Genomic DNA, 26,500 nt, shown 5'->3' with positions numbered 1-26,500 from the left:
AGCCTCCAGCCTCCAGCCTCCAGCCTGTTTTTACCCCAGCAGCGTGCCGCGCAACGAGTGCGGCAGCGCTTCGTCGATGTGCACATCGACAAACTGTCCGATTAACCGTGGATTGTCGCAACGGAAATTGACGATCCGGTTGTGCTCGGTACGACCCTGTAGCATGCCTGGGTCTTTCTTGGAGTAGTCCGTGACGAGAATGCGCTGCTGCGTGCCCGCCATCCGTCGGCTGTTCTCGAAGCCCTGCTGGTTGATCCGCTGTTGCAGGATCGCCAGGCGCTGCTTCTTCACGTCTTCCGGGGTTTCGTCGAGCAGATCCGCTGCTGGCGTGCCCGGCCGCGAGCTGTAGACGAAGGAGTAGGAAAAGTCGAAACCAACCTCCTCGATCAGCTTCATGGTCTGCTCGAAGTCCTTCTCGGTTTCGCCTGGGAAGCCAACGATGAAGTCAGAACTGATCAGGATGTCCGGTACGGCGGCCTTGAGCTTGCGGATGCGCGACTTGTATTCGAGTGCCGTGTGGTTGCGCTTCATCCCGGCCAGCACCCGATCCGACCCCGACTGTACCGGCAGGTGCAGGTACTTCACCAGCTCTGGCACTTCGGCATGCGCCTGGATCAGCGCGTCGGAGAACTCCAGTGGGTGGCTGGTGGTGTAGCGGATGCGGTCGATGCCATCGACGGCCGCGATCACGCGGATCAGTTCGGCCAGATCGGCGATGCGGCCGTCATGGGTAGAGCCGCGGTAGCCGTTGACGTTCTGCCCGAGCAGCGTGACTTCCCGGACGCCGTTTTCGGCCAGGTGAATGACTTCGGCAAGCACATCGTCGAACGGCCGGCTGACTTCCTCGCCGCGGGTGTAAGGCACCACGCAGAAGGTGCAGTATTTGCTGCAGCCTTCCATGGCCGAGACGAAGGCAGTCGGCCCGTCGACGCGCGGCGCGGGCAGGCGATCGAATTTTTCGATCTCGGGGAAGGAAATGTCAACCTGCGGCTTTTTAGTGGTGCGCGCTGCATCGATCATTTCCGGCAGACGGTGCAGGGTCTGCGGACCGAACACCACATCGACATAGGGCGCACGGTCGCGGATTGCCGCGCCTTCCTGGCTCGCCACACAGCCGCCGACACCTATGACCAGCTGCGGATTGTCCAGCTTGAGCTCACGCCAGCGACCGAGCTGGGAGAAGACTTTCTCCTGGGCCTTTTCACGAATCGAGCAGGTGTTGAGCAGGATCACATCGGCTTCCGCCGGATTTGAAGTGATCTCGAGAGGTTGCTGCTCACCCAGCAGGTCAACCATGCGCGAGCTGTCGTACTCGTTCATCTGGCAACCATGGGTTTCGATATAGAGCTTGCGGGTCATGTTGCGGGCCAGCGTTGTGCAGAAAATGACCGGCGATTATAGGCCGGGCCTTGGATCGGGGGAAGGGTGCGCCCGGTCTGCGACGCCTTCTCATCAGCGAGCGTTCCACGCTCAGCGCCGTACCCTGGTTATCGCCGATGCACAGCGCGGCCTGGACGAGTATCACCTCGTCGAGCCGGGCTGGGTCGAGCCGACTGCGGGCTACGCAGGAGCCCTGATTTGCCTTCGGTCCGACGCGGCCCCGCTTATCAACTGGCGTGTTGGCGAGGCGCCGGCCGCTGGAAATCTCACCCATCAGCGCGGCGATGCCGGCACCGATGATGATTCCGCCTTTCATCGAGTTAAGTTAGCGCGCGGGCCCAGTCGCGCAGTACGTATTTCTGGATCTTGCCCGTGGAAGTTTTCGGCAGTGCGGTGAAGACCACGGTCTTCGGCGCCTTGAAATGCGCCAGCCGCTCGCGGCAGAAGTCGATCAGGTCGCTGTCGCGCAGCCCTTCCTGCCCGGACTTGAGCGTCACGAAGGCGCATGGCGTCTCGCCCCAGCGTTCGTCGGGGCGAGCCACCACGGCGGCTTCGAGGACGGCAGGGTGGTCGTACAGGCAGTCCTCCACCTCGATGGTCGAGATGTTCTCTCCCCCGGAAATGATGATGTCCTTGAGACGGTCCTTGATCTCCACGTAGCCGTCCGGATGACGGACCGCCAGGTTGCCGGTATGGAACCAGCCGCCCGCGAAGGCATCGGCGGTCGCGCCCGGGTTCTTCAGGTAGCCCTTCATCACCGTATTGCCGCGCATGAAGATTTCGCCGATGGTCGTGCCGTCGCCGGGCACCGGTTCAAGGGTCTTCGGGTCAGCGACCATCAGGCCGTCCAGGGTCGGGTAGCGTACGCCCTGGCGGGCCTTGATGCGTGCGCGTTTTTGCAGATCCAGCGCGTCCCAGTCGGCGTGCCAGGCGCAGACGGTGACCGGACCATAGACTTCGGTAAGCCCGTAGACGTGAGTGACCTGGATGCCCATGGCCTCCACCGCGCCGATTACCTTGGCCGGTGGCGCGGCACCGGCGACCATCGCCGCAACAGGGTGCTCGATCGCAGCCTTGGCCGACTCGGGCACATTGACCAGTGCATTGAGGACAATCGGCGCGCCACACAGATGGGTGACCCGGTGTTCGCGAATCAGGGTGAGGATCCTCTGCGGATCGACCCGGCGCAGAAACACATGAGTGCCGGCCAGGGCGGTAACGGTCCAGGGATAGCACCAGCCGTTGCAGTGGAACATCGGCAGGGTCCACAGGTAGACCGGATGATGACCCATGGCCCAGGTCATCTGGTTGCCCATGGCGTTCAGATAGGCGCCGCGGTGATGGTAGACCACGCCCTTGGGATTGCCGGTGGTACCGGAGGTGTAGTTCAGCGAGATCGCCTGCCATTCGTCGTCCGGCCACTGCCAGGCGAACTGCGGGTCGCCCTCGGCCAGTAGCGTCTCGTACTCCAGATCAGTCAGGGGTTCGCCTTCGCCGTATTCGGGATCGTCCACCTCCACCAACAATGGCGGATGGTCCAGCAGCATCAGCGCCTCACGCACCACCTGGTGGAACTCCCGATCGGCGATCAGCACCTTCGCTTCGCCATGGTGCAGCATGAAGGCGATCGCCTCGGCATCCAGGCGTATGTTCAGTGGATTGAGCACCGCGCCGAGCATGGGGATGCCGAAGTGCGCTTCGAGCATCGCGGGGATGTTCGGCAGGATCACCGCCACGGTATCGCCGCGGCCGATGCCGCGGCCCTGCAAGGCTGAAGCCAGGCGGCGGCAACGCTGGTAGGTTTCGGCCCAGGTCTGTCGCACGGCGCCATGGATCACGGCAGTGTGATTCGGGTAGACGCTGGCGCTGCGCTCGATGAAGCTGAGCGGGGTCAGCGCGACATGGTTGACGGAGGAGGGTGCGAGGTCCTGCTCGAAAATCGACATGATAGTTATCCGCTGGCTTTTTTTGTTGGCGCTGGCGCGGTCGTCGGTACTGCTCAAGTGATGCGGCGACCGGCAGATCCCGGGAAAAGCTGCACGGCTTTTCCCTGGGGTTGCGGGAGCATAGCCGTAACTAATCGGACTGGGTATAGCTTTTTTACCGGTCGGATAGGGCGTCGTATATGAGCAACTCCGCCGTTCCGTCAGACAACCTCCGTCCAAGTCCGGACCACGGGTGTCAGCGACCCTCGCTGGCGGTCTGCAGGTCCATCAGGTAGTCACGAAAGATCTGCCCGAGGACCTGAGTCGCGATTTCGTGTTCCTCACGGCCCATCTGCGCCGCGACACGATCGGCAGTATCCAGCGCCTCTTCTTCGCCATTGACCGCCGACATCTTCAACACAACGTAAGCCTGGACGTTGTTGGCGGGCACACCTTCACCGCGAAAGAACATCACGCCGAGCCGATGCTGGGCCAATGCGTGTCCCTTCAGTGAGGCCTGCTCGAACCAGTGCAGCGCTTTGGCCAGGTCACGTGGAACGCGCCGGCCGTTGTAGTAATAGTCACCGAGCTCATAGGCCGCCTGCAGGTCACCCCCATTGGCGGCGTGTTCGCAGGCGCGTAGTGCTTCGTTCATCGCTTCCGGGACGGTGTTCAGCGCGCAGCGGGAAGTGGCGGGGATCAGCAGCGAGTTGCCGCCCGCCATGCCCAGCAGGGGGGTGAGTAGCAGCAGGCAGCCAAGCGTGAGGCTGCGACCGGTGCAAGTCATGAATCAAGGCGCCTCGAAGATCAGGGCGGTGACTGAAAGGTTCGGCGTGAAACGAGCCGACTGTCACATTATGGATAAGCGGTGGCCTGCTTACAAAGGCTTTAACGGCAGGCTTGCGGCTTTTTATGTGGGCGCAGGGCTTTCTTCTCGCATATTCCCGGGTAGATGGAGCAATAGCCAGGCGATGATCGGAATGGCCAGTGCCAGCCACAGCTGCTGATAGGCCTGCAGCGGGTTGGAGCTGAGCAGCAGCCCACCCCAGGGGAGCAGCGCCATGAGTAAAACGCCGCCAGCCAACCCCGCCGCGGCCTGTAGGCGTGCAGGCCATTGCAGCAAGCCTGCATACACCACCAGCAGAGCGCTCAGCAAACCCAGCGAAAGCGCATACGGCGCGCTCCAGCCCAGCTGCCTGGCCAGTTCAAAAAACGCGCATAACCCAATCACCACACGGCCCCAGGTGGGGCGGCTCCAGATCCATCTGCGCGACAGCGTCAGCGCGACCACGCCGACCAGCGGCAAGCCAAGCAGCAAGGTTGCCTGCAGCAGCCAGCGTTCCGCTTCGAGCGCATCCGCACCGAGCGCTAGGCGTGCCGCCGCGCATGCACCTGTCCCGGCCGCCAGACTGAACGCAAGCAGTGCCGAGAACAGAGCCGGTTGATCCGGCTCGCCGTAGCCGCGCCGGGCGCTGCCGATCCAGATGGCGCTCGCCAGCCCCGTCAGGGTCAGCAGCACGGCTTGTAGCAGGTCGGGGATCAGGTTCATTTCAGCTGGGCGAAGGCGTGCTCGGCGGCATCGAAGGTGATCTGCAGCTCCTTATCCCCATGAGCGATGGAGGTGAAGCCGGCTTCGAACGCGCTGGGCGCCAGATAGACGCCGCCCTCGAGCATCAGGTGGAAGAAGCGTTTGAAGCGCTCGGCGTCGCTGGCCATGACGTCGTCGAACGTGACGATGTTGTCCGCTTCGCTGAAATACAGACCGAACATGCCGCCTACCTGGGTGGTGACGAACGGGATGCCGGCTGCTTCAGCCCGCTCTTTCAGGCCCTGCAGCATGCGCGTGGTGTAAGCGGTGAGTTCTTCGTGAAAACCGGGGCGGCTGATCAGCTTCAGCGTCGTCAAGCCGGCCGCCATCGCCAACGGGTTACCGGACAGGGTGCCGGCCTGATAAACCGGGCCCAGCGGGGCGATGCGCTCCATGATGGCGCGTTTGCCGCCGAAACAGCCGACCGGCATGCCGCCGCCAATGATCTTGCCAAAGGTGGTCAGGTCCGGGGTGACGCCGTAGTGGGTCTGAGCGCCGCCGAGGGCCACGCGGAAGCCGGTCATCACTTCGTCGAAGATCAGCACCACGCCGTGCTTGTCGCACTGCTCGCGCAGCCCCTGCAGATAACCGGGCGTTGGCGGTACGCAGTTCATGTTGCCGGCGACCGGCTCGACGATGATGCACGCCACTTCGCTGCCCACTTCGGCGAGCATCTGCTCGACAGCGGCCAGGTCGTTGAAGGGCAGCGTCAGGGTGTGCTTGGCGAATGCTGCCGGTACCCCCGCAGAACTGGGAACGCCCTGGGTCAGCGCGCCCGAACCGGCCTTGACCAGCAGGCTGTCGGAGTGTCCGTGGTAGCAGCCTTCGAACTTGATGATGCTGTCGCGTCCGGTGTAGCCGCGGGCAAGACGGATCGCACTCATGGTCGCCTCGGTGCCGGAGCTGACCATGCGCATCATCTCCATGGATGGCACCAGACTGCAGACCAGCTCGGCCATTTCGGTTTCCATGGCGGTCGGTGCGCCGTAGGACAGACCATGTTGCAGCTGATTGCGGACCGCATCGAGTACATCGGGATGGCTGTGCCCCAGAATCATCGGGCCCCAGGAACCGACGTAATCCACGTAGCGCTTGTCGTCTTCGTCGGTGACATAGGCGCCCTCGGCGTGCTTGAAGAACAACGGCGTACCGCCAACGCTGCGGAAGGCGCGTACCGGTGAGTTCACGCCGCCTGGGATTCGGTTCTGAGCACTTGCGAAGAGGGTTTCGGAACGGGACATAGTGACCTCTCTCGATACAGGAATGGGTTTGAGGAGCACGACGACTGGAGCCGTACCGTGTTCAGTGGATAGCGAAGAGTTCGCTGAAGGCCTGCGCACGGCCTTCGACCTCATTCGCCGACTCGGCAGCGAACAAGGCGTGGACGACGGCGATCAGACTGGCGCCCCTGGCGATCAGGCCTGGCGCGTTGTCCAGCGTCACGCCGCCAATCGCGGTGATCGGCACGCTGAACCGCTGCCGCGCCTCTGCCAGCAGTTCAGGCGTTGCCGAGGGCGCGCCGGGCTTGGTGTTGGAGTCGAAGAATCGGCCGAACGCGATATAGCTTGCGCCCTCACGGATCGCCTGCTCAGCCAGGTCCAGGCGCGCATGACAGGTCCCGCCAATGATGGCCTTGCGGCCGAGCAGGGCGCGGGCTACCGAGAGCGAGCCGTCTTCCTGGCCGAGGTGCAGGCCTACGCCCAGCCGTGCGGCAAGCTCGGCATCATCGTTGATGATCAACTGCGCGCCGTGACGATCGCACAGCTCGCGCAAGGCCTCGGCTTCGCGCAGGCGACGCCTGTCATCCTCGGACTTGTCGCGGTATTGCAGCAGCCGAGCACCGCCTTTCAGCGCCGCCTCGGCGTAGGGCAGCAGCCGCCCGTCGGCCAACAGCTTGCTGTCGGTGATCGCATAGAGCCCGCGCAGTTTGGTGTCTTTCATAGTGGCGCTCCGGTCATGCCAGATCCAGCGGCAGGCGCCGTGGAATATATTGGCCGCGGCCTGGTGCTTCGGCGTCACGCAGGGTGCGCCAGGTGTAATCGAGGGCGGACTTCACCGCGCTGGCCAGGTCCTCGCCCAGCGCCAGCCTCCCGGCCAACGCACTGGCCAGGGTGCAGCCGGACCCGTGATAGCTGCCGGGCAGGCGCTGGCAGCTGAAATCGTAGCGGCTGCCGTCGCGCGAGTAGAGCCGGTTGTGGACTTCGGTCTCGTCACCATGGCCTCCGGTGATCAGCAGGTGACGGATGAAGGGCAACAGCTTTTCCGCGCATTCATCGGCGCTGCCCTCCGGGAGCTCGGCAAGAATCCGTGCTTCCGGCAGGTTCGGAGTGGCAATGGTGGACACAGGAAACAGCCGTTCGCGCATGGCGTAGCCGACTTCGTCCTTGCCCAGCGCGCCGCCGCCACCGGCGCGCAGCACCGGATCACAGATCAGAGGGATGCCAGGCAGCTTCTGCATGATTGCCAATACGGTCTCGACCATCTCAACCGAGCCGAGCATGCCCAGCTTGACCGCGGCCACTGGCAAGTCGGCTATGACGGCGTCAGCCTGAGCCAGCACCCATGCGCCATCGAGCACGCGAAAGTCGATGACGTTGACGGTGTCCTGAACGGTCAGTGCAGTGACCGCCGGGGCGGCGTGACAGCCCTGGGCGATCAGCGCTTCGATGTCGGCTTGTAGCCCGGCACCGCCACTCGGGTCGTGGCCGGAAAGGCAAAGAACGACAGGGCGGGAGCAATGGCCGGACATCGATGGGTTCCCCGGGTCATGGTGTGGTGGGTCCGGCCGGGGCTCGCGCAGCCGGGTTTTCATGGCGTGCGAGCTTATCACCAATCCTCCCGGGCAGCTCGCGCCGGCACGGCTCGCGGCCGCCACCGCGTCCGTCCGTCCGGCGGCACGCATGGCGTCGATTCCGTCGCGCCAGCATCATGTTAAAGTGCCATTACTTAGCTTCGGCTGCGTGTATTCGGGAGAACGAGGGTTCTTCTGGCGCAGCTCGACGGATTGCCTGCCCATGCACCCTATCCTTCTGTTACTGCTCGCCCTGCTGCCAGCGATGTCGGGTGCCGTCGAGCTCAACAGCAATACCCAGCGTCTTCCACTCGGCCAGGTCATGGCGGTGCTGGAAGACCCCAGCCGCGAAGCCACCATCGCAGAGGTGGTCGCGCTCGATGCGGCGGGTCGCTTCGTCGAGAGCCAGGAGGATGTGCTCAATGCCGGTTACTCACGCTCGGCGTTCTGGCTGCGTATCGACCTGAACTACCGTGCCGAGCCGCCAGCCGAACACAGCCGCTGGTGGCTGGAGCTGGCGTATCCGCCGCTCGACCATCTCGACCTCTATCTGCCTGATGGTCGCGGTGGTTATCGCCTGGCGCAGCAGAGCGGCGATGCGCTGCCGTTCCATGAGCGCCAGATCAGGCAACGCAACCATCTATTCGAATTGTCACTGACACCCAACCAGCCACAGCGAATCTACCTGCGGTTGGAAAGTCAGGGCTCGATTCAGATCCCGCTCACCCTGTGGTCGCCGGTGGCCTACCTGGAAGAACAATCCGGGCACATCTATGTGCTGGCGATCATCTACGGCGTGTTGCTGGCGATGCTGTTCTACAATCTGTTTATCTACCTCAGCGTCGGTGATCGCAGTTACCTCTATTACATCCTCTACATCGCGTCGTTCGGCCTATATCAGGTATCGGTGAACGGCCTTGGCGTTCAGTATCTCTGGCCGAACTGGCCGTGGTGGGCCAATGCCTCGACGCCATTTCTCATCGGTGCGGCGGGCCTGTTCGGCTGTCAGTTCGCGCGCAGCTTTCTGCATACCAGCGAGCACAGCCCCTGGATCGACCGTGCCCTGATGCTGCTGATGGGGCTGGGGGCGGTGACGATGATCGTATCGCTGACCACCAGTTACGCGCTGGCGCTGCGGATGGCGACCTTCCTTGCACTCTGGTTCATTCTGGTTATTTTCGTCGCCGCCCTTGTGGCCTGGCATCGAGGGATGCGCGTTGCACGCTATTTCCTGATCGCCTGGTCGGCCTTGCTCATCGGCGGACAGATCAACACGCTGATGGTGCTGGGTTACCTGCCGCATACGTTCATCACCCTGTATGCCGGCCAGATCGGCGCGGCGCTCGAGGTGGCGCTGTTGTCGTTGGCCCTGGCCGACCGGATCAACATGATGAAGGAAGAGCGTGGCCAGGTGCTCATGGATACCGGGCGTAAACTCGAAGCCATGAACCGCGAACTGGCCGAGAGCAACCGTCTCAGGGATCAGTTTCTGGCCAACGTCACCCACGAATTACGAACTCCGATGCACGGCGTGATCGGCAGCCTCGACCTGATGCGCACCCTGGAACTGAGTGGCGAGCTTGAGCAGTACCAGCGCATCGCAAGCGGATCGGCACGCGACATGATGCAGCTGGTCAACGACATCCTCGCCTTGACTGAACTGCAGGCGGGCAAGTTGCGGCTGCGCAACGCGCCGTTCAGCTTGCCGCGGTTGGCCGATGAGCTTTATGCGGAGTACGGCGCGCGGGCTGCAACGCGCGGGTTGAGCTTCGACCTCGAGCTCGATGGCCAGCTACCGGAAATACTGGTTGGCGACGCCGGCAAGCTGAAACAGAGCCTCGGCTACCTGCTCGACAACGCCATCAAGTTCACCTTGCGTGGGGGCGTCACGCTTTCGATCAACGGATACGAGACGGCGCCCGGTCACATGCTGGATGTAACGGTGATCGATACCGGAGTGGGGTTCGACGCGCCGATCGATGACTCGCTGTTCGAGTCTTTCCGTCAGCTCGATGGCAGCATGACTCGCCCGTATGGTGGTCTGGGAATCGGCCTGTCGCTGTGCAAACAGCTGGTTGAGTTGCAGGGCGGAACGGTGTCCTGCCAATCAGAACCGGGTCGCGGCAGCCGCTTCCAGGTTTTGCTGCCCGTGGGACTGAGCTAAGGATGCAACGCTAACAGGCGGTTGAAGAACCACCGTTGGCAATCCTGCGTTGAAAAGCCCCTCGGAATGCTCATTTACAACCGTAAACTCGATCGCGAGCCCGGTCCGCTTCCTCGGTCCTTTTCGCCTTGTCTTGCCTGCCTCGCCTGGGTTTTTCAACGGCCTGCCAAGCGTCTGCGCCTACGGCTTCGGCCTGTTCCGCCCTTGCAACGCGCAGACTTTGGCCGAAACCTCACTGTTGCCCGGCCTATCTGCGTGCTTCACTTCCTTGGTGGGTGCCCGCCAGCCGGTACCCGCGTCGGCCCGGCGATTCATTGGCAGTGACAGCGGTGAGTATCGCTGATCGCCCGGTGCATGCCGTCGGGCCCCTTGCCGCATCTGCCGAGGAGAGCCGATATGAGTCTGTTGCAATACGCCGAAACCCACGAGGTGCTGAATCAGGTCCCGCCATTGGACGGTGCCAACCTGTACCGACTCGACCTGCCGCTGCAGGAATGGGTGCGACGTTATAAGGGTGGCTGGGCCGAGTCGCGGCTGGATGCTTACGGCGCGCTGGCCGGTGGACCGCTGATGGCGGCCGGGTTTCTGGCCAACGAGAACAAGCCGGTATTCAAGAGCCATGACCGCTACGGCCACCGCATCGATCTGGTGGAGTTTCATCCGGCTTATCACCAGCTGATGAGTGCCGCGATTGCCCATGGCATCCCGTCGCTGCCCTGGACCGATCCGCAATCCGGCGCCCAGGTGGCGCGTGCCGGTTTGATGTATTTGCACAATCAGGCCGAGGCCGGCAGCAGCTGCCCGTTGACAATGACCTATGCCAGCGTTCCCGCCCTGCGACAGCAGCCCGGGATTGCCGACGTCTGGCTGCCAAAGATCCTCAGCCGGGAATACGACCCGCGCAACCTGCCGATGGCGCAGAAAAGCGGTGTCACCATCGGCATGGCCATGACCGAAAAACAGGGCGGCACCGATGTGCGCGCCAACACCACTCGCGCACACCCCGTCGGGGCACGCGGTCCAGGTCAGGAGTACGAACTGGTCGGGCACAAGTGGTTCTGTTCGGCGCCCATGTGTGACGCCTTCCTGACCCTGGCGCAGACCGAACAAGGCTTGTCATGCTTCCTTCTGCCGCGGCATAGGCCCGATGGCAGCCGTAACCAGTTCTATATCCAGCGGCTGAAAAACAAACTGGGCAACTGGTCCAATGCATCCAGCGAAGTCGAATACCGCGGCGCGCTGGCCTGGATGATCGGTGAGGAGGGGCGCGGCGTGCCGACCATCATCGAGATGGTCGCCTCGACCCGTTTCGATTGCATGATCGGCTCCAGCTCATTGATGCGCCAAGCGCTGACCCAGGCCGTGCACCATTGCACGCATCGGCAAGTGGGCGGTCGCGCCTTGATTGAACAACCGCTGATGCAGAACGTGCTGGCCGACCTGGCGCTGGAGAGCGAGGCTGCGCTGGCGCTGACCCTGCGCATGGGTCGCGCGCTGGACAATCCGTTCGACGAGCAGGAGGAGAAGTTCGCCCGGCTGGTCACGGCCATCGGCAAATACTGGATCTGCAAACGCGCCCCGGAAATGGTCGCCGAGGCCAGCGAATGCCTCGGCGGTGCCGGCTACGTTGAGGAAACCATCATGCCGCGCCTCTATCGCGAAGCGCCGGTGAACTCCATCTGGGAAGGCTCGGGCAACGTGCAGTGCCTGGATGTCCTGCGTGCGCTGTCCAAGGAGGCCGGTGTGCTGGATGTACTGTTCGCCGAGCTGGGCGACGGTCATGGCGATGTGCGTCTGCGGCACCACATCAAAGGGCTGCAAACGGCTTTTGCCGATAAAGGCGACATCCAGTACCGCGCGCGTCAGCTCACCGAAGACGTAGCCGTCGCGCTGCAGGCCAAGCTGCTGCTTGAGGCCGGCAACAGCGCCGTGTCCGACGCCTTTATCGCCAGTCGCCTGGAAGGCCGCGGTCGGGTCTTCGGCACCCTGCCGCGCGGGCTCGACATCGGTGCGCTGTTGGCGCGCAGTGTGCTGCAGATCCGGTGACAGGAGCTATAGATGAACATGTGTACGCATTCCTGCCGCGTGCCAAACCCCTCGGCTACAAAATGTTGTTCCTCGCTATCCAGTAGCATGTCGCCACTGGCGCTCGTGCTGCCTTGCGACGCTGGTGGGCCTGAAGAGGCGTGCCGGTGTTGCAGCGTTCGGAGCTGATGCCTCCGTAGTTCGGCAAAGCAGCTGCGCTTTTACGGCAATAGCGATCTTTTTTCACTAGATATGTAACAAAAATCAGCAGGTTTCGATACGAGCGGACTCCGTCCCGGTGCCGGCATTCATGGCGAAGTGGTGGATCATCGACGGATACCGAGGCGAACTGTCTGCCATTCACGCCATGCTCCCGGTGATTAAGTTTCCCTGTGTGTTTGCACAGTTGTTTACCTGCAGCTTTCGAGGTGTTGTGATTGTCTTTCGCTGCGCTTTGATGGCTATGCGCCATCCATGACGATTCCCGGAATTGCTTCAGGAAGATTTAAATGGATTTGCTGGCTGCTGGGTTGCCCCAGCCCGGGAAGACGAGACACAAGCGCTATTCCGTCTGTGTCCGCCGGGCTTGCTGCGAAGGACACCGGCAATGACGCGCTTTTCTTCCTGCAGCGAACAGGCGCGCAGGCTTTGGGCAAAAAGCGGCGACGGCTTTGGTCATGGCGTGCTGGCGCACCTGCTGGATGTGGCGGCGCTGGCCGAAAGCATGCTCCAGCACGAGCCAGCAAGCAGCCTCGACTGGGCGGCGCAGGCCCTGGGCCTGGAGCGCCAGCATGTGGCGCGCTGGGTTGCCTGTCTGGTCGGGCTGCATGATTTCGGCAAGGCCATCCCCGGGTTCCAGGACAAATGGCCCGAGGGGCGCCAGGCGGTCGAGGCATTGGGCATGGTATTCCCGCCGCGCTCGTTGAGTGTCACCGACCATGCCTGCGCCAGCGCCGCGCTGTTGTGGGAGCACCTGCCGCGGCGGGGTATCGAGCATCTGCTGTGGATCCGCCATGCATTGCAGGCCATCAGCGCCCATCATGGTTACAACTTCAGCCAGAATGAATTCAATCGCGCCAAGCCGCCCTTCGAGCCGGCGGCCTGGGGCGAAGCGCGTCGGGAAATCTTCGAGGCCTATTGGGCCGTGCTGGCGCCGCAGGGCGTGCCGCAACTCGAGGCTTTGTCCATGCCCGCGGTGCAGTGGTTGGCTGGGCTGACCAGCGTGGCAGACTGGATCGGTTCCAATCCCGAGTGGTTTCCCCTGGGCGAGCGTTACGACCTGCTGGCCGAGCATCACGCCGACGCCAAAAGGCGCGCCGACATAGCCTTGGCCGCTGTCGGTTGGGCTCATTACCGGCCATTATTGAGTGAATCGGCCGATGCCGATCAACTGATCGGGCGCATCGTTCAGCAACCCGAATTCAGCGCTCGCCCCTTGCAGCGCGAAGCCGACCGTTTGCTCGAAGGCGTGCAGGGGCCGGCCTTGTTGCTGGTCGAAGCGCCGATGGGCGAGGGCAAGACCGAACTGGCCTTTCTCGCCCACCTGCGTTTGCAGGCCGCCAACCAGCATCGCGGTCTCTATGTCGCCTTGCCAACCCAGGCCACCGGTAATGCGCTGTTCAGCCGCGCCTTGACCTTCCTGCGCAGCTTTGCCGGCGAGGCCGCCGTGGATGTGCAACTGGTGCATGGTGGTGCGATGCTCAACGAGCAGGTTGTGCAACTGCGCGGCATCCATGGCGCGTCCGGCGACAGCGTGGCCTCGTCCGCCTGGTTCTCCAAGCGCCGCCGTCCGTTGCTCTCGCCCTATGGCGTCGGCACCGTGGATCAGGCGTTGTTCGCCGCGCTCAACGTCAAACATCACTTCGTGCGTCTGTGGGGGTTGAGCAACCGCGTGGTGGTGCTGGACGAGGTGCATGCCTATGACACCTACACCAGCGGCCTGATCGAGGCCCTGTTGCGTTGGCTCAAGGCCATGGGCAGCTCGGTGGTATTGATGAGCGCGACCCTGCCCGCGCAACGCCGCGATGCGTTGCTGCGAGCCTGGGGTGTGGCGAACGAGGCAATTCCCGAGCTGCCCTATCCGCGCCTGCTGCTGGCCGATAACCGTGGCCTGCAAGGCGCCACCTGCGAGTCTCGACCGCTGCCGCCGATCAGCCTGCAGGCGGTCGCCGAGGATCTCGACAGCCTGGCCGCCTGCGCCCTGGAACGCTTGCAGCATGGCGGCTGCGGCGCGCTGATCGTCAACACCGTGGACCGCGCCCAGACTCTGTACCTCAAGCTCAGGGAGCAGTTAGGCGAGGATGCGTACCTGCTGTTGTTCCACGCGCGCTTCCCCGCCGACCAGCGCGGCGAGCAGGAACAACAGGTACTGGCCCGCTTCGGCCAGGACGGCGAGCGGCCGGCCAAGGCCCTGCTGATCGCCACCCAGGTGGCCGAGCAAAGCCTGGATATCGACTTCGACTTCATGCTCTCCGACCTGGCACCGGTCGACCTGATCCTGCAGCGCGCCGGCCGCCTGCATCGCCACCAGCGCACGCGACCAACCGCCCACGCCGAGGCGCGGCTGTACGTCGCCGGCCTCGACTCCGAGCATCTACCCGACCTGAAAACCACCGCCTGGGAATATATCTACGAGCCCTACATCCTCGGCCGCACCTGGGCGCTGCTGTCACGCAGAGCCGAGTTGCAGCTACCCCGGGATATCGATCGGCTGGTGCAGGCGGTGTATGGCGAGGACGAGTTGCCGGCCGGTCTCGCCGAGGCCGATCGCGCCTTTATCGAGGATGTGGCGTATGGCTGCCACCTCGGCAAACGCCAGACCGAACGGATGATGGCACTCAACGTGGCCATCGACCCAGAGGCCGAGCCGCAGAATGCCTACCTGCAGAAGTGTCGCGGTTACGAAGAGGGCGAAGAGGGCGAAGAGGGCCTGGGTCTGCCCAACTACACCCGCCTTGGCGAGGATTCCATCACCCTGATCCCGGTGCATGTGGTGCCCGACGGCTGGAGCCTGACGCCCGATGGCGATGCCTTCGATCCTGCACAGCTACTGCCCGATGCCCTGGCCAAGAAGCTCTATGCCCGCCAGCTGAAAACCTCGCGCAAGGCACTGGTCAAGCACTTCCAGGCCGAGGAAGCGCCGCACGCCTTTGCCGAACATCCCTTGTTGCGCCATCTCAAGCCTTTGCGGTTGACCGATGGTTGCCTGCAGATCGGCCAACTGACGGTACGCCTGGATGCTGAACTGGGCCTGCTGTACCAGAAGGGCGAGGGCAAGGCATGATCAAGCGCAGCCAAGGCAAAGAGAGCGCCATGATTTTGAACCGAGATTTCAAGCAAACCGTCGTCGAGCGCGTGCAGTGCGACCCGGAGTTTTCCCGCGCCCTGCTCGACGAGGCGGCGACATTGTTCCTCAACGGCGAACCGGCCGCGGCGCGGCTGATCCTGCGCGACCTGGTCAACGCCACCCTGGGCTTCGAAAACCTGGCAGAAGCCACGCAAAAGCCGAGCAAGAGCCTGCATCGCATGCTCTCGGCCAGCGGCAACCCCGGCATGGACAATCTGGCGGCGATCTTCGATGCCCTGCGCCGTAATTTGGGGGTGGCCATTGAAGTGCAGGGGGTGAGGGAGGGGTAGCGGCAACGCCGCTGGATATGAGCAGCTAAGGTAAGCAGCACAAAAAGAGAAACTTGCGAGCACAACCATGGAGTTGGATATCTGCGATGAATAGTGCACTGGATGATCCGCAAGTCCCCCGGTACTTTGCCTATTGGGGCAAGGCTCAGCCTGTGAAGGGAAGTTCGCTTGCCTATCTCAATCAAGGGAATAGAAGTAGTGATGAAGGATAGTTAATGGATTCCATAGGATTGGATACGGCCATACATCATCTTTGGGCTAAATCGAAGCGATCTTTGGATGGCGTGGACTTGTGGCACCCCCTTGTACTGCATTTGCTGGATGTCGCAGCCTGTGCTGATGCGATTCTGGAGCGTGAGCCTGAGAGCACCCGTAACCGTTTCGCAGCTGTGCTTGATCTTGAGTGGTCGGAGGCGCGTCCTTGGTTGCTGCTTTTGATCGCTTGTCACGATTTGGGCAAGGGTTGCCCTGGGTTTCAGTGCAAGTGGAAGAATCTGTCGGGGCTGGATAACGGCCCCAGCCCGGATACGGCTATCAATCACGCGTTCGTTAGCCAGATCGATGTTTCTGCATTTCTATATAATGAGGGATGGCCGCCGGAGCTGGCGGAATTGGCTGCGGATGCTATCGGTTGTCACCACGGTGAGCGGGCAAGCCCGAGCACGCTGGACAATTTGGAGGGCAACCGTCGTGCACTGGGTAAGCCTGAATGGCGTACGGCACGAAAAGCTATTTTTGCCTCCGTATTGCAAGTTTTCGCACCAGCCAAAGCACCGACCAAATCCATGCTGTCTGGCCCGGATTTCATGTTGTTGGCAGGGTTGACCAGCTTTGCCGACTGGATTGGCTCGAACGAAACCTACTTTGGCTTCGGCGCGCCGGATGATTGTGGCGATCTTTTGAACTGGTTCAAGACACGCCACGAGAACCACGCGAAAGCCGCGCTCGATAAATTGGGTTGGCTGCCTCGCCTGCCGCTGACGAAGGCCTCTCTGCCGTTCGATCAGGTCTTTGGATTTCCACCGCGCCCCTTGCAGCAGGCGATGGCCGACGCGCTCATTGCTCTGGATCGGCCCGCGATCTTGCTGGTTGAAGCGCCTATGGGCGAGGGTAAGACCGAGGCGGCGCTCTACGCTCATCTGGAATTACAGCGGCGGTTCGGACATCGGGGTCTGTACGTCGCCTTGCCGACCAAGGCGACGGGTAACGCCATGTTCGGTCGTGTACTCAAGTTTTTGCGCGATCAGCGTTGTGAGCGGCACTTGGATCTGCAGCTACTGCACGGTGGCGCACTGCTCAACGATGACTTCCAGAGGCTCAAGGCTGGCGGCATATACGACGAGGCCAAAGGCGGAGAAGTGCGCGCCAGTGAGTGGTTCACTCACAAGAAACGTGCGTTGCTGTCCGAGTACGGTGTCGGCACCATTGATCAGGCGCTCCTGACCATCCTGCCGGTGCGCCACCAGTTCGTGCGCCTGTGGGGACTGGCGAACCGCGTTGTGGTGTTCGACGAAATCCATGCTTACGATGCTTACACCGGTACGCTGCTGCTCCACCTGCTGCGCTGGCTGCTGGCCCTCGGGACGTCGGTGGTTCTTCTTTCGGCGACCTTGCCGCCACGAGTTCGCCGCCAACTTGCGGGGCTGGTCGGCCAGCAAATCCCAGAGCAGGAGGCCATCTATCCGCGCCTGTCGGTTTACCAACCGAATGAGGTCGTGCGGCAGTTCCCTTTCGATGCCGATCCCAAGCGTCGTCTGTCGATTCATATCCAGCCTATCGCTGCCGACCTTCTGGCGATCAAGGCCGCGCTTGACGCGCAGCTTGTCGACGGCGGTTACGCGCTTTCGCTGACCAATACCGTACAGCGCGCGCAGGACTTGTATCGGCACTATGGCGATGGGGAGTCCATCAATATCGATGGTGAGTCGATCGGCAAGCGTCTTCCCGATGGCACAGAGATTTACCTGTTCCATGCACGCTTTCCCGCCGATGCGAGGCAGCGCCGAGAGGATGCCGTGCTGCAGATTTTTGGCCCGCCAGTGCGGGGTGCATCCATCTCACGTTCGGGCAGAAAAATCCTCATCGCTACCCAGGTCGCCGAGCAAAGCCTGGATCTCGATTTTGATGTGCTGGCGACCGACCTCGCCCCCATCGACCTGCTGCTGCAACGTGCCGGGCGACTGTGGCGTCACCAGCGGGGTGAGCGCCCTTTGGGTGAGCCGACTCTTATCATCGCCGGCTTGCAGGAAGACCCAGCACCTTCGTTCGGCAAGCCGCTGTGGTGGAGCGCTGTCTATCGCGAAGATGTGTTGCTCCGCACCCGTAGCCTTCTGCGTAACAAAGCGACCCTGCAATTACCGGAAGAGATCGACACGCTTGTAGCCGCCGTCTACGAAGAAGAGGTTGAAGTCGAAGCATCCCTGGAAGAGCGCCTAAACCGGGCGATGCTGGATGCGCTCGGCGACGAATATGCTCATGTCGGCGCGGCGCATCAGGCCATCATCGGTTTGCCCGACGATGCCTCATGGAAGACCGGCGCGCGCTTTACCCTGTATGACGATGACGAGCCTGGCGTTCACGCCAGCCTCAAGGTCAGAACGCGGCTTGGCGAAGATTCCGTCGTCGTCGTTCCCCTTCTCGATGCGGATGCTTTCGACCCAGCCGCTGTCCCCGATTTTGCTCAAGCCAAAACCTGGTTCCTTCGCGCCATGAGCCTTTCGCGCAAAGGCATCGTCAAGCGACTGCAGACGCAAGGTGTCCCCGATGGCTGGAGGCAAAGCGCTTTGCTGCGCAACGCCTATCCGCTATGCCTTGATGCCGAGGGGCACTGGGTCGAGGACTCAGTTGTCCGGCTATCGGATGAACTGGGGTTAATTTATGAAAGCAAGGAGACCACATGAGCCAGTTCAACCTGATCGACGAAGGCTGGATTCCCGTTCGCAAGCACAGTGGCGAGCGCATTGAGCTTGGCATCCGCGACACCTTGCTTCACGCCAAGGAAATCGCTGTGATCGAAGATGCGTCGCCTCTGGTCGTTGCCGCGTTACATCGCTTCCTGCTTGCCGTGCTCTATCGTGCCCTCGAAGGGCCGACGGACATCGATCAGGCCAAGGCGTGGTTCAAGTCCGGTTTGCCCGCAGAGCGCATCAGCGCTTACCTCGAACAATGGCGAGATCGGTTTTGGTTGTTCGACGAGAGCTATCCCTTCTTTCAGATTCCAGGCTTTGAGCCAAAGGTCTGGCGCGCCTGGACCGCACTTGCAGCTGAACATAACGCCGACAATGCCAAGGTTCTATTCGACCATATTGATGTCACGTGTCCCGAAGCTGTTCCGGCGGCGGCTGCCGCGCGTTGGTTGCTGGCGGCGCAGACCTTCTCGGTGAGCGCGGGCAAAAGCGAGTTGTCTCACACTGGCACTGCGCCGTCGGCAACGGCGGCGATGGTCATACCGCTAGGGCTTCAACTGGAAGACACCTTGTTGTTGAACCTTGTGCCACAGAATCGTGCAGTGCTCTCCACAGACCTGCCGGTTTGGGAAAGAGAACCGGAATCTTTGGTGAGTCTCAAGGCTGGGGCGAAGCGCGCCATTATGGGGTACTGCGACCGTTACACTTGGCGCACCCGGTCAGTCCGATTACGTGGCGATGAAAGCGATGGCGTGTGCGAGCTCGCTTTTGCGTCCGGAGTGGAAAACGCTTCGAAAGACAGCCTCGACCCTATGCTGAGTTATCGCATCGACGATAAGAACGGAAAGCTGCCGATCCAGTTCAAAGAGCGCGGGCTGTGGCGTGACTTCGATTCGCTGTTGCCGGACGATGCAAAACTTGCCCCGGAAGTGATCGATAACGTAGTTACGCTAACTCGGTTGCAGCGAACACGGTTCCCAAGGTCTGTATTGGCCCTTGGGCTATCGAATGTTCCCGGTCAAGCAAAGATCAATTTTTGGCGTTTTGAGCGTTTTACGCTTCCAGAAGCATTGGTCGCAAATCAGTCTGTACGCCAAGAAATCCATGAGCTGCTTGCAGGTGCGGAGACAACTCATGGTGCCTTGGCGACGGCCTGCAACGGGTTTGCTCGCAACCTACTCACTCGCGGTGATAGATCGCTGAAAAAGAGCGATATTGATCAATTCGTTAAGCAAATGCCTGCAAGTGCAACCTACTGGTCCACCCTCGAAGCCGCCTTCCACGACGTGCTGCTCGGCTACACGAGCGAGTCCGATCCCGATCACATCCGTTTCACTTGGCTTAAAACCCTGCGCTCGGCTTTGCTCAATGCCTGGCGGCAACACGCCGCGTCGGTTTCGACCGGTGACGCCTGGGCGATTCGTGCGCTGGTTCGTGCCGAGGCTGCCATCAACAAGCAACTTGGCGTTTTGAACAAGGAAATTAAGCGCTACGAAGCCTACCGCCAATCCCAGGAGCAACCGACATGACTGGATTCATCGCATGGCTGGAAGACACCAATGAGCGTGAGAGCAAGGTGCGTGCGGTGCTGCGGCGCAGCCTTGCATTCGATCCCGCTGCACACATTCCGGCTTATCCCTACGTCGAGCCTTTTCTCAAAGGCGAGGTGGAAGGCTGGCGCAGACAGGTGCATTACCTCGCAGGTGGTTTATGGGCGGCGCATTGGCGCGAGGGCCGTACCGCTCCTGTCACAGCGCTTTCCAGTGCGTGTGCCCTTCATCAACTCAAGAGCGGTTCGGCGAGTACCGAACGGCGTTTCATCCATCTGCTGGATGCCGACCGCGAGCAGCTCCCTCATCGGTTGCGCCAGATGGTTGCACTGCTGAACGAGCAGCCGCTCGATTTCCAGAGTTTATTGAGCGACCTGCTGTTCTGGAATCGCGACGATAAGCGCGTGCAGAACACATGGGCGCGAGATTTCTATCTCACCCTCACTTCTTCTGAATCCCTTGATGCCGAAACGGAGACTTCCGCATGAAAACCCTGATCGAGATTCATGTATTGCAGAACTTCGCACCGTCCAATCTCAACCGTGACGATACGGGGGCGCCCAAGGATGCATTCTTTGGTGGCACACGACGGGGGCGGGTGTCGAGCCAGTGCAACAAGCGTGCGTTACGAGAGTATTTCAAAGCGGAGAACGAGGAATACTTCGCATCGAGAACAAAGCGGGTACTTGATTCGCTCATCACAAGAATTGATCCAAAGGTCAATGGTTCCAAAATGTACTCGGCTGAGAACTTGGAGAAGGCCGTCACTGCAGCAATCGGCTGCATTGGCGCTGGCGATAAGAAAGTTAAAATCGAAAAGGACAAAAAGAACGGCCAATTAAAGACCGACGTCCTTTTGTTCTTGAGCAATTCGGAAATTGATGCGCTCGCTGTCGCTATCGAAGGCAACTTTGATGAGTTGCTGAAAGCGAAAGTCGGCGGTGAGGTCGCCAAAAGGATCACAGACTCGATTGATGGAAAGGAGAACAAATCGAGACTGTCACTGGACATCGCGTTGTTCGGGCGCATGCTCGCCGTCATGCCCGAGAAGAACCAGTACGCCGCTTGCCAAGTTGCACACGCGATCTCGACGCACACTATCGAGCGCGAATTCGATTTCTACACAGCGGTGGACGATCTCAAACCCGAGGACACTGCGGGCGCAGACATGATGGGTACGGTCGAATTCAATTCGGCGTGCTATTACCGCTACGCCGTGGTCGATTGGGAGAAGTTGTTGACCAATCTGCAGGGCGACGTCGATTTGGCAACGAAAGGGCTGCGAGTATTTCTGCAGGGTTTCGTACACGCCGAGCCCACCGGCAAACAGAACAGCTTTGCTGCACATAACCCGCCCGAATTCGTCACCGTGACGCTGGGGCGCGATGCGGCCCCGCGCAATCTTGCCAACGCCTTTGAAACCGCGATTCGCGCCAAGCCCGGCGAGTCGTTGACGTGCAAATCGGCTGAGGCGTTGGCAGCGAAAGCGATCACGCTCGAAAAAGCCTATCCGCGCAAGGGCAAGACCCATGTGCTCAATGTCCTGCAGGCTGGCGTCGGTGGTTTGGGAGCAGAGCACGACTCACTTGAGGCGCTGCTCGCCGCTGTACTCGCCGATTTGCAGGAGTAAACCATGCCTACCTTGCTTTTGAGGCTGGCCGGGCCGATGCAATCCTGGGGCACGACCAGCCGCTTTGACCAGCGCGACACGGGCAAAGAGCCGAGCAAGTCCGGTGTGCTTGGGCTGCTTGCCGCCGCATTGGGGATTGACCGTGAGAATTGGGACGACCTGGAGCCGTTGGTAAGGCTTGTCATGGGGGTGCGTCACGACCGGCCCGGTGTGCTGAAGCGTGATTACCAGACGGCGGGTTGTGCTACGAGCGACAACATGATTCGAGCCGATGGCTCTTTATCCAAGGACGGCGTGATCTCACAGCGGCACTATCTTGCTGACGCAGTTTTTCTTGTCGGACTGGAAGGGCCGGATCTCAGCCTGCTGGAACGCATTCAAATAGCCTTGCAAAACCCGGTCTGGCCACTGGCCTTGGGTAGGAAATCCTATGTGCCATCTGAGTCGATCTGGTTAGAAGGCGGCATAGTTGACGCGCCCTTATTGCCTGTACTGGCGGCCCGCCCTTGGCTGACGACATCGCGGCGCAATGAAGGTGTCCCGGATCGCCTGCTGGTATCGCTGGAATCACAGGATGGCAATGGTGTGCTGCGCATGGATCAACCGCTATCGTCCTTTTCCACACGCCGTTTTGGTGCGCGTCATGTGCGTTCGGAGTGGGTCACGCCGAAATGGGAGGTGAACCATGCAACTTGTCAGTAAAGCCATGTTGTTCTTTGGCAGGAGTGGAATATGTACCTGACCAGACTGACGCTTGATCCACGCAGCGCCCAGGCTCGCCGTGATCTGGGCGATGCCTATGAAATGCACCGCACCCTGGCGCGGGCGTTCGCAGCAGATGCGCAGAGCCTGCCGGCGCGTTTTCTCTGGCGGCTGGAGGCGGGCAGCAATGCCTGGGCCACGCCCGTGGTGCTGGTGCAGGCCGCTGCCGAAGCCGACTGGTCGGCGCTGCAAGCCCTGCTCAACTACCTGCAACGGCCTGTCGAGAGCAAACATCTGGCGCTCGAAGAATGGGTCGAAGGCGGCGGTCGCTACCGCTTCCGCTTGCAGGCCAATCCGACCGTCACTCGCCAAGGCAAGCGTTACGGCTTGGTGGGCGAAGCCGAGCAGCTTGCGTGGTTGGGGCGTCAGGGCAAGCGCCATGGCTTCAGTGTCGAGGCCGCGCTGGTAACGGCCAGCGATGTGTTGAACAGCCGCAAAGGGGAGGGGCAAATCAGCGTGCAGCGGGCGTGCTTCGAGGGGATATTGCAGGTGCAAAATCTGCAGGCTTTCAGCCGCGCTTTGAAGACGGGCATAGGCCCGGCCAAGGCCTTCGGTTGTGGTCTGCTCAGCGTTGCACGGGCATGAGCCCGCAACAGTCCAGGGAGGGCGCTACAGCATGAAAGCCAAACTGCAGGTGCTGGACAACGACATCGCCACGGTGACCCGCGGCGGTATCGAGTACATCTGTATCACCGATATCGCCCGCTACAAGAACCCGAATCGTACCGGCGTCATCATCGGCAATTGGTTGCGTAACCGGAACACTATCGAGTTTCTGGGGATCTGGGAGCAACTCAATAATCCGGATTTTAAAGTCATCGAATTCGATGACTTTAAAAAACAGGCCGGCCTCAACAGCTTCACCCTGACGCCCAAGCAGTGGATCGAGCAGACTGCCGCCATCGGCCTGATTTCCAAGGCCGGGCGTTACGGCGGCACCTTCGCCCAGAAGGACATCGCTTTCGAGTTCGCCAGTTGGATCTCGGTGGAGTTCAAGCTTTATCTGATCAAGGAATTCCAACGCCTCAAGGATCAGGAGTTCCAGCAACTGGGGTGGGACATCCGGCGCAACCTGGCCAAGGTCAACTACCTGATTCATACCGATGCCATCCGCGACAACCTGATTCCTGACGATTTGACGGCACAGCAGATCGGCTTTGTCTATGCGAGTGAAGCGGATCTGCTAAACGTCGCCCTGTTCGGTGTAACCGCCAGGCAATGGCGGGATGCCAACCCCGAGCTGAAAGGCAACCTGCGCGACCATGCCAACGTGCATCAACTGGTCTGCCTGGCCAATCTGGAATCGATGAACGCGCATTCCATCGCCGAAGGACTGCCGCAAGCCGAGCGCCTGGTGAAGTTGAATCAACTGGCGATTCGGCAGATGCGCGTACTGCTCGCCGTGAGTTTGTCGTCGCTGGCAGCGCCGGGCGAGGAGGGCTGAGCATGGCCGGGACAATGCTGCCACCGCTAAAACCCCTGCCGATGAAAGATCGGGTGTCGATGATCTTTATCCAGTACGGGCAGATCGACGTGCAGGACGGCGCCTTCGTGGTGATCGACAAGACCGGCGTGCGCATGCATATCCCGGTCGGTTCGGTGGCCTGCATCATGCTCGAGCCCGGCACACGGGTATCGCATGCCGCGGTGCACCTGGCCTCCACCGTTGGCACCCTGCTGGTGTGGGTCGGGGAGTCCGGCGTGCGCCTGTATGCCAGCGGTCAGCCGGGCGGGGCGCGGGCCGATCGCCTGCTCTACCAGGCCAAGCTGGCGCTGGACGATGAACTGCGCCTGAAGGTGGTGCGCAAGATGTACGAATTGCGCTTCCAGGAGCCGGCGCCGGCCAAGCGCAGCGTCGAGCAACTGCGCGGGATCGAAGGCGCGCGGGTGCGCGAAACCTACAAGCTGCTGGCCAAGCAGTACGGTGTGGACTGGCGCTCACGCAACTACGACCGCAAGGAGTGGGACGCGGCAGATATCCCCAACCGCTGTCTGTCGGCGGCCACCTCCTGCCTCTACGGCATCACCGAAGCGGCAGTGCTGGCGGCGGGCTATGCGCCGGCCGTGGGCTTTATCCACACCGGCAAGCCACTGTCCTTCGTCTACGATATCGCCGACCTGTTCAAGTTCGAGACCGTGGTGCCCCTGGCCTTCAGGATCGCCGCCAAATCGCCCCATCAGCCGGACCGGGAAGTGCGCCTGGGCTGCCGTGATCTGTTTCGCTCCAGCAAGATCCTGGCGAAGATCATCCCCACCATCGAAGAGGTGCTGTCCGCCGGCGGCATTTTGCCACCCGAGGCACCGCCCGAATCCGTGCCGCCGGCCATTCCCAACCCCGAAAGCATCGGCGACGCCGGGCACAGGGCGCAGTAGTGAGTTTCCTGGTCGTGGTCACCGAAAACGTCCCGCCGCGCGTGCGTGGGCGCATGGCTATTTGGCTGCTGGAAGTGCGGGCCGGCGTCTATATCGGCGATGTGTCCAAACGCACCCGGGAGATGATCTGGGAGCATCTGCGCGAGGGGTACGAAGACGGCAACGTGGTGATGGCCTGGGCCAGCAATCACGAATCCGGTTACGAGTTTCAAACCCTAGGGGCCAATCGTCGTGTCCCGGTGGAGTTCGATGGCCTGCATCTGGTCGCTTTCCGGCCTCTTGACAATTCCGATCTTTAACAATGAAAAGTTGGTAAATTTTTAGCGTTCGATTTTTCTTTTCAAGAACAGTCGGTTACGCTAAGAGCGTTCCCCGCACCCGCGGGGATGAACCACAAAGCCGAAGCGCGCCAAGAAGCTGAAGGACGCGTTCCCCGCACCCGCGGGGATGAACCGGCGTCGGTGGGCTCGGTCTGCTGGGATAGGGCGCGTTCCCCGCACCCGCGGGGATGAACCGCTCGGTGTAGTAGTGGCGGATCACCTCGGCCAGCGTTCCCCGCACCCGCGGGGATGAACCGTTCTTCCTGCCAGTCGTACTCATCGCTGATGAGCGTTCCCCGCACCCGCGGGGATGAACCGACCACTCATTTGGATAGAAATTCCCGTTGACAGCGTTCCCCGCACCCGCGGGGATGAACCGGCCATGCAGGAGCTGGAAAACAGCGACGACCAGCGTTCCCCGCACCCGCGGGGATGAACCAGCGCTGAGCCTGCAGCCGACACTGGCAAAGTACGCGTTCCCCGCACCCGCGGGGATGAACCGATAGGCCGATAGTTGAACAGGCCGCCGCCAACGCGTTCCCCGCACCCGCGGGGATGAACCGTACCGGGGCAAGATCGGCACGACCCAAAAGCGGCGTTCCCCGCACCCGCGGGGATGAACCGCCGCCATCCTTCTGACAATTGGCGATCTTTACGCGTTCCCCGCACCCGCGGGGATGAACCGCCTGAGTCGGCTCTGACGTTCGAAGAGTACGAGCGTTCCCCGCACCCGCGGGGATGAACCGCCCTTGTTTTCACGTGCCTTTCTGATGTTGTTGCGTTCCCCGCACCCGCGGGGATGAACCGACCCAGGCGAGCGCCGGAAAGAGGTGCCCAGCGCGTTCCCCGCACCCGCGGGGATGAACCGGCCGCTATCGGCGGCAAGTCGGCCATCTCAACGCGTTCCCCGCACCCGCGGGGATGAACCGCACGCAGACGTCGCTCGCCAAAGACCAGCCGAGCGTTCCCCGCACCCGCGGGGATGAACCGCTCCATAGCCTCATAGGCGCCGCTCTCGTGACGCGTTCCCCGCACCCGCGGGGATGAACCTATGGAATAGAAGCTGCAGCACAGGTGTACTACGCGTTCCCCGCACCCGCGGGGATGAACCGTCACCATTTGATGGACTGCTGCGAGCATTGTCGCGTTCCCCGCACCCGCGGGGATGAACCGAGTGTCGAGCGGTCAGAGAAGGCCGCCAGCCAGCGTTCCCCGCACCCGCGGGGATGAACCGCTTCTTCCTCCATCCCCAGGAGCATCATTCGGGCGTTCCCCGCACCCGCGGGGATGAACCGGATTTAGATCCTGAAACCGCCGCTATTTTCCAGCGTTCCCCGCACCCGCGGGGATGAACCGCGTTACGAGTTTTTCCAAGAGGTTGCAGCCCTGCGTTCCCCGCACCCGCGGGGATGAACCGATCGAGGACACCCTCGACGCCATCACACGGACG

19 protein-coding genes, 1 pseudogene and 1 CRISPR repeat array are annotated in these 26,500 nt (G+C 61.7%); of the genes and pseudogenes, 13 read left to right on the top strand and 7 right to left on the bottom strand.

Going from position 1 to position 26,500, the window contains the following annotated elements:
* Positions 1–30: 30 nt before the first annotated feature.
* The 7 genes from miaB to NA637_RS17880 form a co-directional block, all read right to left on the bottom strand.
* Positions 31–1,359, bottom strand: a complete 1,329-nt coding sequence (gene miaB / locus NA637_RS17910; protein WP_256073656.1) for a tRNA (N6-isopentenyl adenosine(37)-C2)-methylthiotransferase MiaB — start codon at positions 1,357–1,359, stop codon at positions 31–33.
* 341 nt (positions 1,360–1,700) lie between these two features.
* The gene (locus tag NA637_RS17905) at positions 1,701–3,326 is read right to left on the bottom strand and encodes an acyl-CoA synthetase (protein ID WP_256073654.1); all 1,626 of its coding nucleotides are present in this window, start codon (positions 3,324–3,326) and stop codon (positions 1,701–1,703) included.
* Between the two features lie 235 nt (positions 3,327–3,561).
* On the bottom strand, positions 3,562–4,092 hold the full coding sequence (locus NA637_RS17900) for a tetratricopeptide repeat protein (RefSeq protein ID WP_256073653.1): 531 nt from the start codon (positions 4,090–4,092) through the stop codon (positions 3,562–3,564).
* Positions 4,093–4,215: 123 nt separating this feature from the next.
* The gene (locus tag NA637_RS17895; protein ID WP_256073652.1) at positions 4,216–4,854 is read right to left on the bottom strand and encodes a hypothetical protein; all 639 of its coding nucleotides are present in this window, start codon (positions 4,852–4,854) and stop codon (positions 4,216–4,218) included.
* Complete coding sequence (gene hemL / locus NA637_RS17890; RefSeq protein ID WP_256073651.1) at positions 4,851–6,134, bottom strand: glutamate-1-semialdehyde 2,1-aminomutase; 1,284 nt, start codon at positions 6,132–6,134, stop codon at positions 4,851–4,853. Before hemL ends, NA637_RS17895 begins: the two co-directional genes overlap by 4 nt.
* 61 nt (positions 6,135–6,195) lie before the next feature.
* Complete coding sequence (thiE, locus tag NA637_RS17885; protein WP_256073650.1) at positions 6,196–6,834, bottom strand: thiamine phosphate synthase; 639 nt, start codon at positions 6,832–6,834, stop codon at positions 6,196–6,198.
* A gap of 13 nt (positions 6,835–6,847) precedes the next feature.
* Positions 6,848–7,642: a hydroxymethylpyrimidine/phosphomethylpyrimidine kinase gene (locus NA637_RS17880; protein ID WP_256073649.1), complete on the bottom strand. Its 795-nt coding sequence runs from the start codon at positions 7,640–7,642 to the stop codon at positions 6,848–6,850.
* A gap of 265 nt (positions 7,643–7,907) precedes the next feature.
* On the opposite strand from NA637_RS17880, the pseudogene NA637_RS17875 reads away from it, so the two are divergent.
* The 13 genes and pseudogenes from NA637_RS17875 to cas2e form a co-directional block, all read left to right on the top strand.
* Positions 7,908–9,830 (top strand): annotated as a pseudogene (locus NA637_RS17875) (sensor histidine kinase); the annotation flags it as partial.
* Between the two features lie 414 nt (positions 9,831–10,244).
* A complete protein-coding gene (locus tag NA637_RS17870; RefSeq protein WP_256073648.1) occupies positions 10,245–11,894 on the top strand; it encodes an acyl-CoA dehydrogenase family protein in 1,650 nt (549 codons plus the stop codon).
* 586 nt (positions 11,895–12,480) lie between these two features.
* A complete protein-coding gene (cas3, locus tag NA637_RS17865; RefSeq protein WP_256073647.1) occupies positions 12,481–15,156 on the top strand; it encodes a CRISPR-associated helicase Cas3' in 2,676 nt (891 codons plus the stop codon).
* 29 nt (positions 15,157–15,185) lie between these two features.
* On the top strand, positions 15,186–15,509 hold the full coding sequence (locus NA637_RS17860) for a DNA-binding protein (RefSeq protein WP_256073657.1): 324 nt from the start codon (positions 15,186–15,188) through the stop codon (positions 15,507–15,509).
* A 215-nt stretch (positions 15,510–15,724) separates the two neighbouring features.
* Positions 15,725–18,409, top strand: a complete 2,685-nt coding sequence (gene cas3, locus NA637_RS17855; protein ID WP_256073644.1) for a CRISPR-associated helicase Cas3' — start codon at positions 15,725–15,727, stop codon at positions 18,407–18,409.
* Entirely contained in the window at positions 18,406–19,944 is a 1,539-nt protein-coding gene (gene casA, locus NA637_RS17850; RefSeq protein ID WP_256073643.1) for a type I-E CRISPR-associated protein Cse1/CasA, read from the top strand. Before cas3 (NA637_RS17855) ends, casA begins: the two co-directional genes overlap by 4 nt.
* On the top strand, positions 19,941–20,453 hold the full coding sequence (gene casB / locus NA637_RS17845; RefSeq protein ID WP_256073642.1) for a type I-E CRISPR-associated protein Cse2/CasB: 513 nt from the start codon (positions 19,941–19,943) through the stop codon (positions 20,451–20,453). Before casA ends, casB begins: the two co-directional genes overlap by 4 nt.
* Positions 20,450–21,595 carry a type I-E CRISPR-associated protein Cas7/Cse4/CasC gene (cas7e, locus tag NA637_RS17840; RefSeq protein WP_256073641.1) on the top strand — a complete coding sequence of 382 codons (1,146 nt, stop codon included), beginning with the start codon at positions 20,450–20,452 and terminating at the stop codon, positions 21,593–21,595. The genes casB and cas7e overlap by 4 nt, the downstream gene beginning before the upstream one ends.
* 3 nt (positions 21,596–21,598) lie before the next feature.
* Positions 21,599–22,297, top strand: coding sequence for a type I-E CRISPR-associated protein Cas5/CasD (gene cas5e / locus NA637_RS17835; protein WP_256073640.1), 699 nt, complete (start codon positions 21,599–21,601; stop codon positions 22,295–22,297).
* Between the two features lie 30 nt (positions 22,298–22,327).
* Complete coding sequence (gene cas6e, locus NA637_RS17830) at positions 22,328–22,942, top strand: type I-E CRISPR-associated protein Cas6/Cse3/CasE (RefSeq protein ID WP_256073639.1); 615 nt, start codon at positions 22,328–22,330, stop codon at positions 22,940–22,942.
* 31 nt (positions 22,943–22,973) lie between these two features.
* Positions 22,974–23,801 (top strand): KilA-N domain-containing protein, encoded by an 828-nt coding sequence (locus tag NA637_RS17825; protein ID WP_256073637.1) that lies wholly within the window; start codon positions 22,974–22,976, stop codon positions 23,799–23,801.
* 2 nt (positions 23,802–23,803) lie between these two features.
* The gene (cas1e, locus tag NA637_RS17820) at positions 23,804–24,730 is read left to right on the top strand and encodes a type I-E CRISPR-associated endonuclease Cas1e (RefSeq protein WP_256073636.1); all 927 of its coding nucleotides are present in this window, start codon (positions 23,804–23,806) and stop codon (positions 24,728–24,730) included.
* A complete protein-coding gene (cas2e, locus tag NA637_RS17815; RefSeq protein ID WP_256073635.1) occupies positions 24,730–25,029 on the top strand; it encodes a type I-E CRISPR-associated endoribonuclease Cas2e in 300 nt (99 codons plus the stop codon). The genes cas1e and cas2e overlap by 1 nt, the downstream gene beginning before the upstream one ends.
* Positions 25,030–25,095: 66 nt before the next feature.
* A CRISPR array of direct repeats spans positions 25,096–26,467; the repeat unit is 29 nt; unit sequence GCGTTCCCCGCACCCGCGGGGATGAACCG.
* Positions 26,468–26,500: the final 33 nt, after the last annotated feature.

Source organism: Stutzerimonas stutzeri (assembly GCF_024448935.1).
In the GTDB taxonomy this organism is placed as follows: Bacteria; Pseudomonadota; Gammaproteobacteria; order Pseudomonadales; family Pseudomonadaceae; genus Stutzerimonas; species Stutzerimonas stutzeri_AO.
This window is presented reverse-complemented; position numbering and strand designations above follow the sequence as displayed.

Bases quoted from the DNA above. Each gene is read 5' to 3' on its own strand.
- NA637_RS17900 (WP_256073653.1), bottom strand. From the start codon at position 4,092: ATGACTTGCACCGGTCGCAGCCTCACGCTTGGCTGCCTGCTGCTACTC.
- NA637_RS17870 (WP_256073648.1), top strand. From the start codon at position 10,245: ATGAGTCTGTTGCAATACGCCGAAACCCACGAGGTGCTGAATCAGGTC.
- thiE (WP_256073650.1), bottom strand. From the start codon at position 6,834: ATGAAAGACACCAAACTGCGCGGGCTCTATGCGATCACCGACAGCAAG.
- casA (WP_256073643.1), top strand. From the start codon at position 18,406: ATGAGCCAGTTCAACCTGATCGACGAAGGCTGGATTCCCGTTCGCAAG.
- NA637_RS17825 (WP_256073637.1), top strand. From the start codon at position 22,974: ATGAAAGCCAAACTGCAGGTGCTGGACAACGACATCGCCACGGTGACC.
- cas3 (WP_256073647.1), top strand. From the start codon at position 12,481: ATGACGCGCTTTTCTTCCTGCAGCGAACAGGCGCGCAGGCTTTGGGCA.
- cas3 (WP_256073644.1), top strand. From the start codon at position 15,725: ATGGATTCCATAGGATTGGATACGGCCATACATCATCTTTGGGCTAAA.
- cas5e (WP_256073640.1), top strand. From the start codon at position 21,599: ATGCCTACCTTGCTTTTGAGGCTGGCCGGGCCGATGCAATCCTGGGGC.
- hemL (WP_256073651.1), bottom strand. From the start codon at position 6,134: ATGTCCCGTTCCGAAACCCTCTTCGCAAGTGCTCAGAACCGAATCCCA.
- miaB (WP_256073656.1), bottom strand. From the start codon at position 1,359: ATGACCCGCAAGCTCTATATCGAAACCCATGGTTGCCAGATGAACGAG.
- casB (WP_256073642.1), top strand. From the start codon at position 19,941: ATGACTGGATTCATCGCATGGCTGGAAGACACCAATGAGCGTGAGAGC.
- NA637_RS17895 (WP_256073652.1), bottom strand. From the start codon at position 4,854: ATGAACCTGATCCCCGACCTGCTACAAGCCGTGCTGCTGACCCTGACG.
- NA637_RS17905 (WP_256073654.1), bottom strand. From the start codon at position 3,326: ATGTCGATTTTCGAGCAGGACCTCGCACCCTCCTCCGTCAACCATGTC.
- NA637_RS17860 (WP_256073657.1), top strand. From the start codon at position 15,186: ATGATTTTGAACCGAGATTTCAAGCAAACCGTCGTCGAGCGCGTGCAG.
- cas7e (WP_256073641.1), top strand. From the start codon at position 20,450: ATGAAAACCCTGATCGAGATTCATGTATTGCAGAACTTCGCACCGTCC.
- NA637_RS17880 (WP_256073649.1), bottom strand. From the start codon at position 7,642: ATGTCCGGCCATTGCTCCCGCCCTGTCGTTCTTTGCCTTTCCGGCCAC.
- cas6e (WP_256073639.1), top strand. From the start codon at position 22,328: ATGTACCTGACCAGACTGACGCTTGATCCACGCAGCGCCCAGGCTCGC.
- cas1e (WP_256073636.1), top strand. From the start codon at position 23,804: ATGGCCGGGACAATGCTGCCACCGCTAAAACCCCTGCCGATGAAAGAT.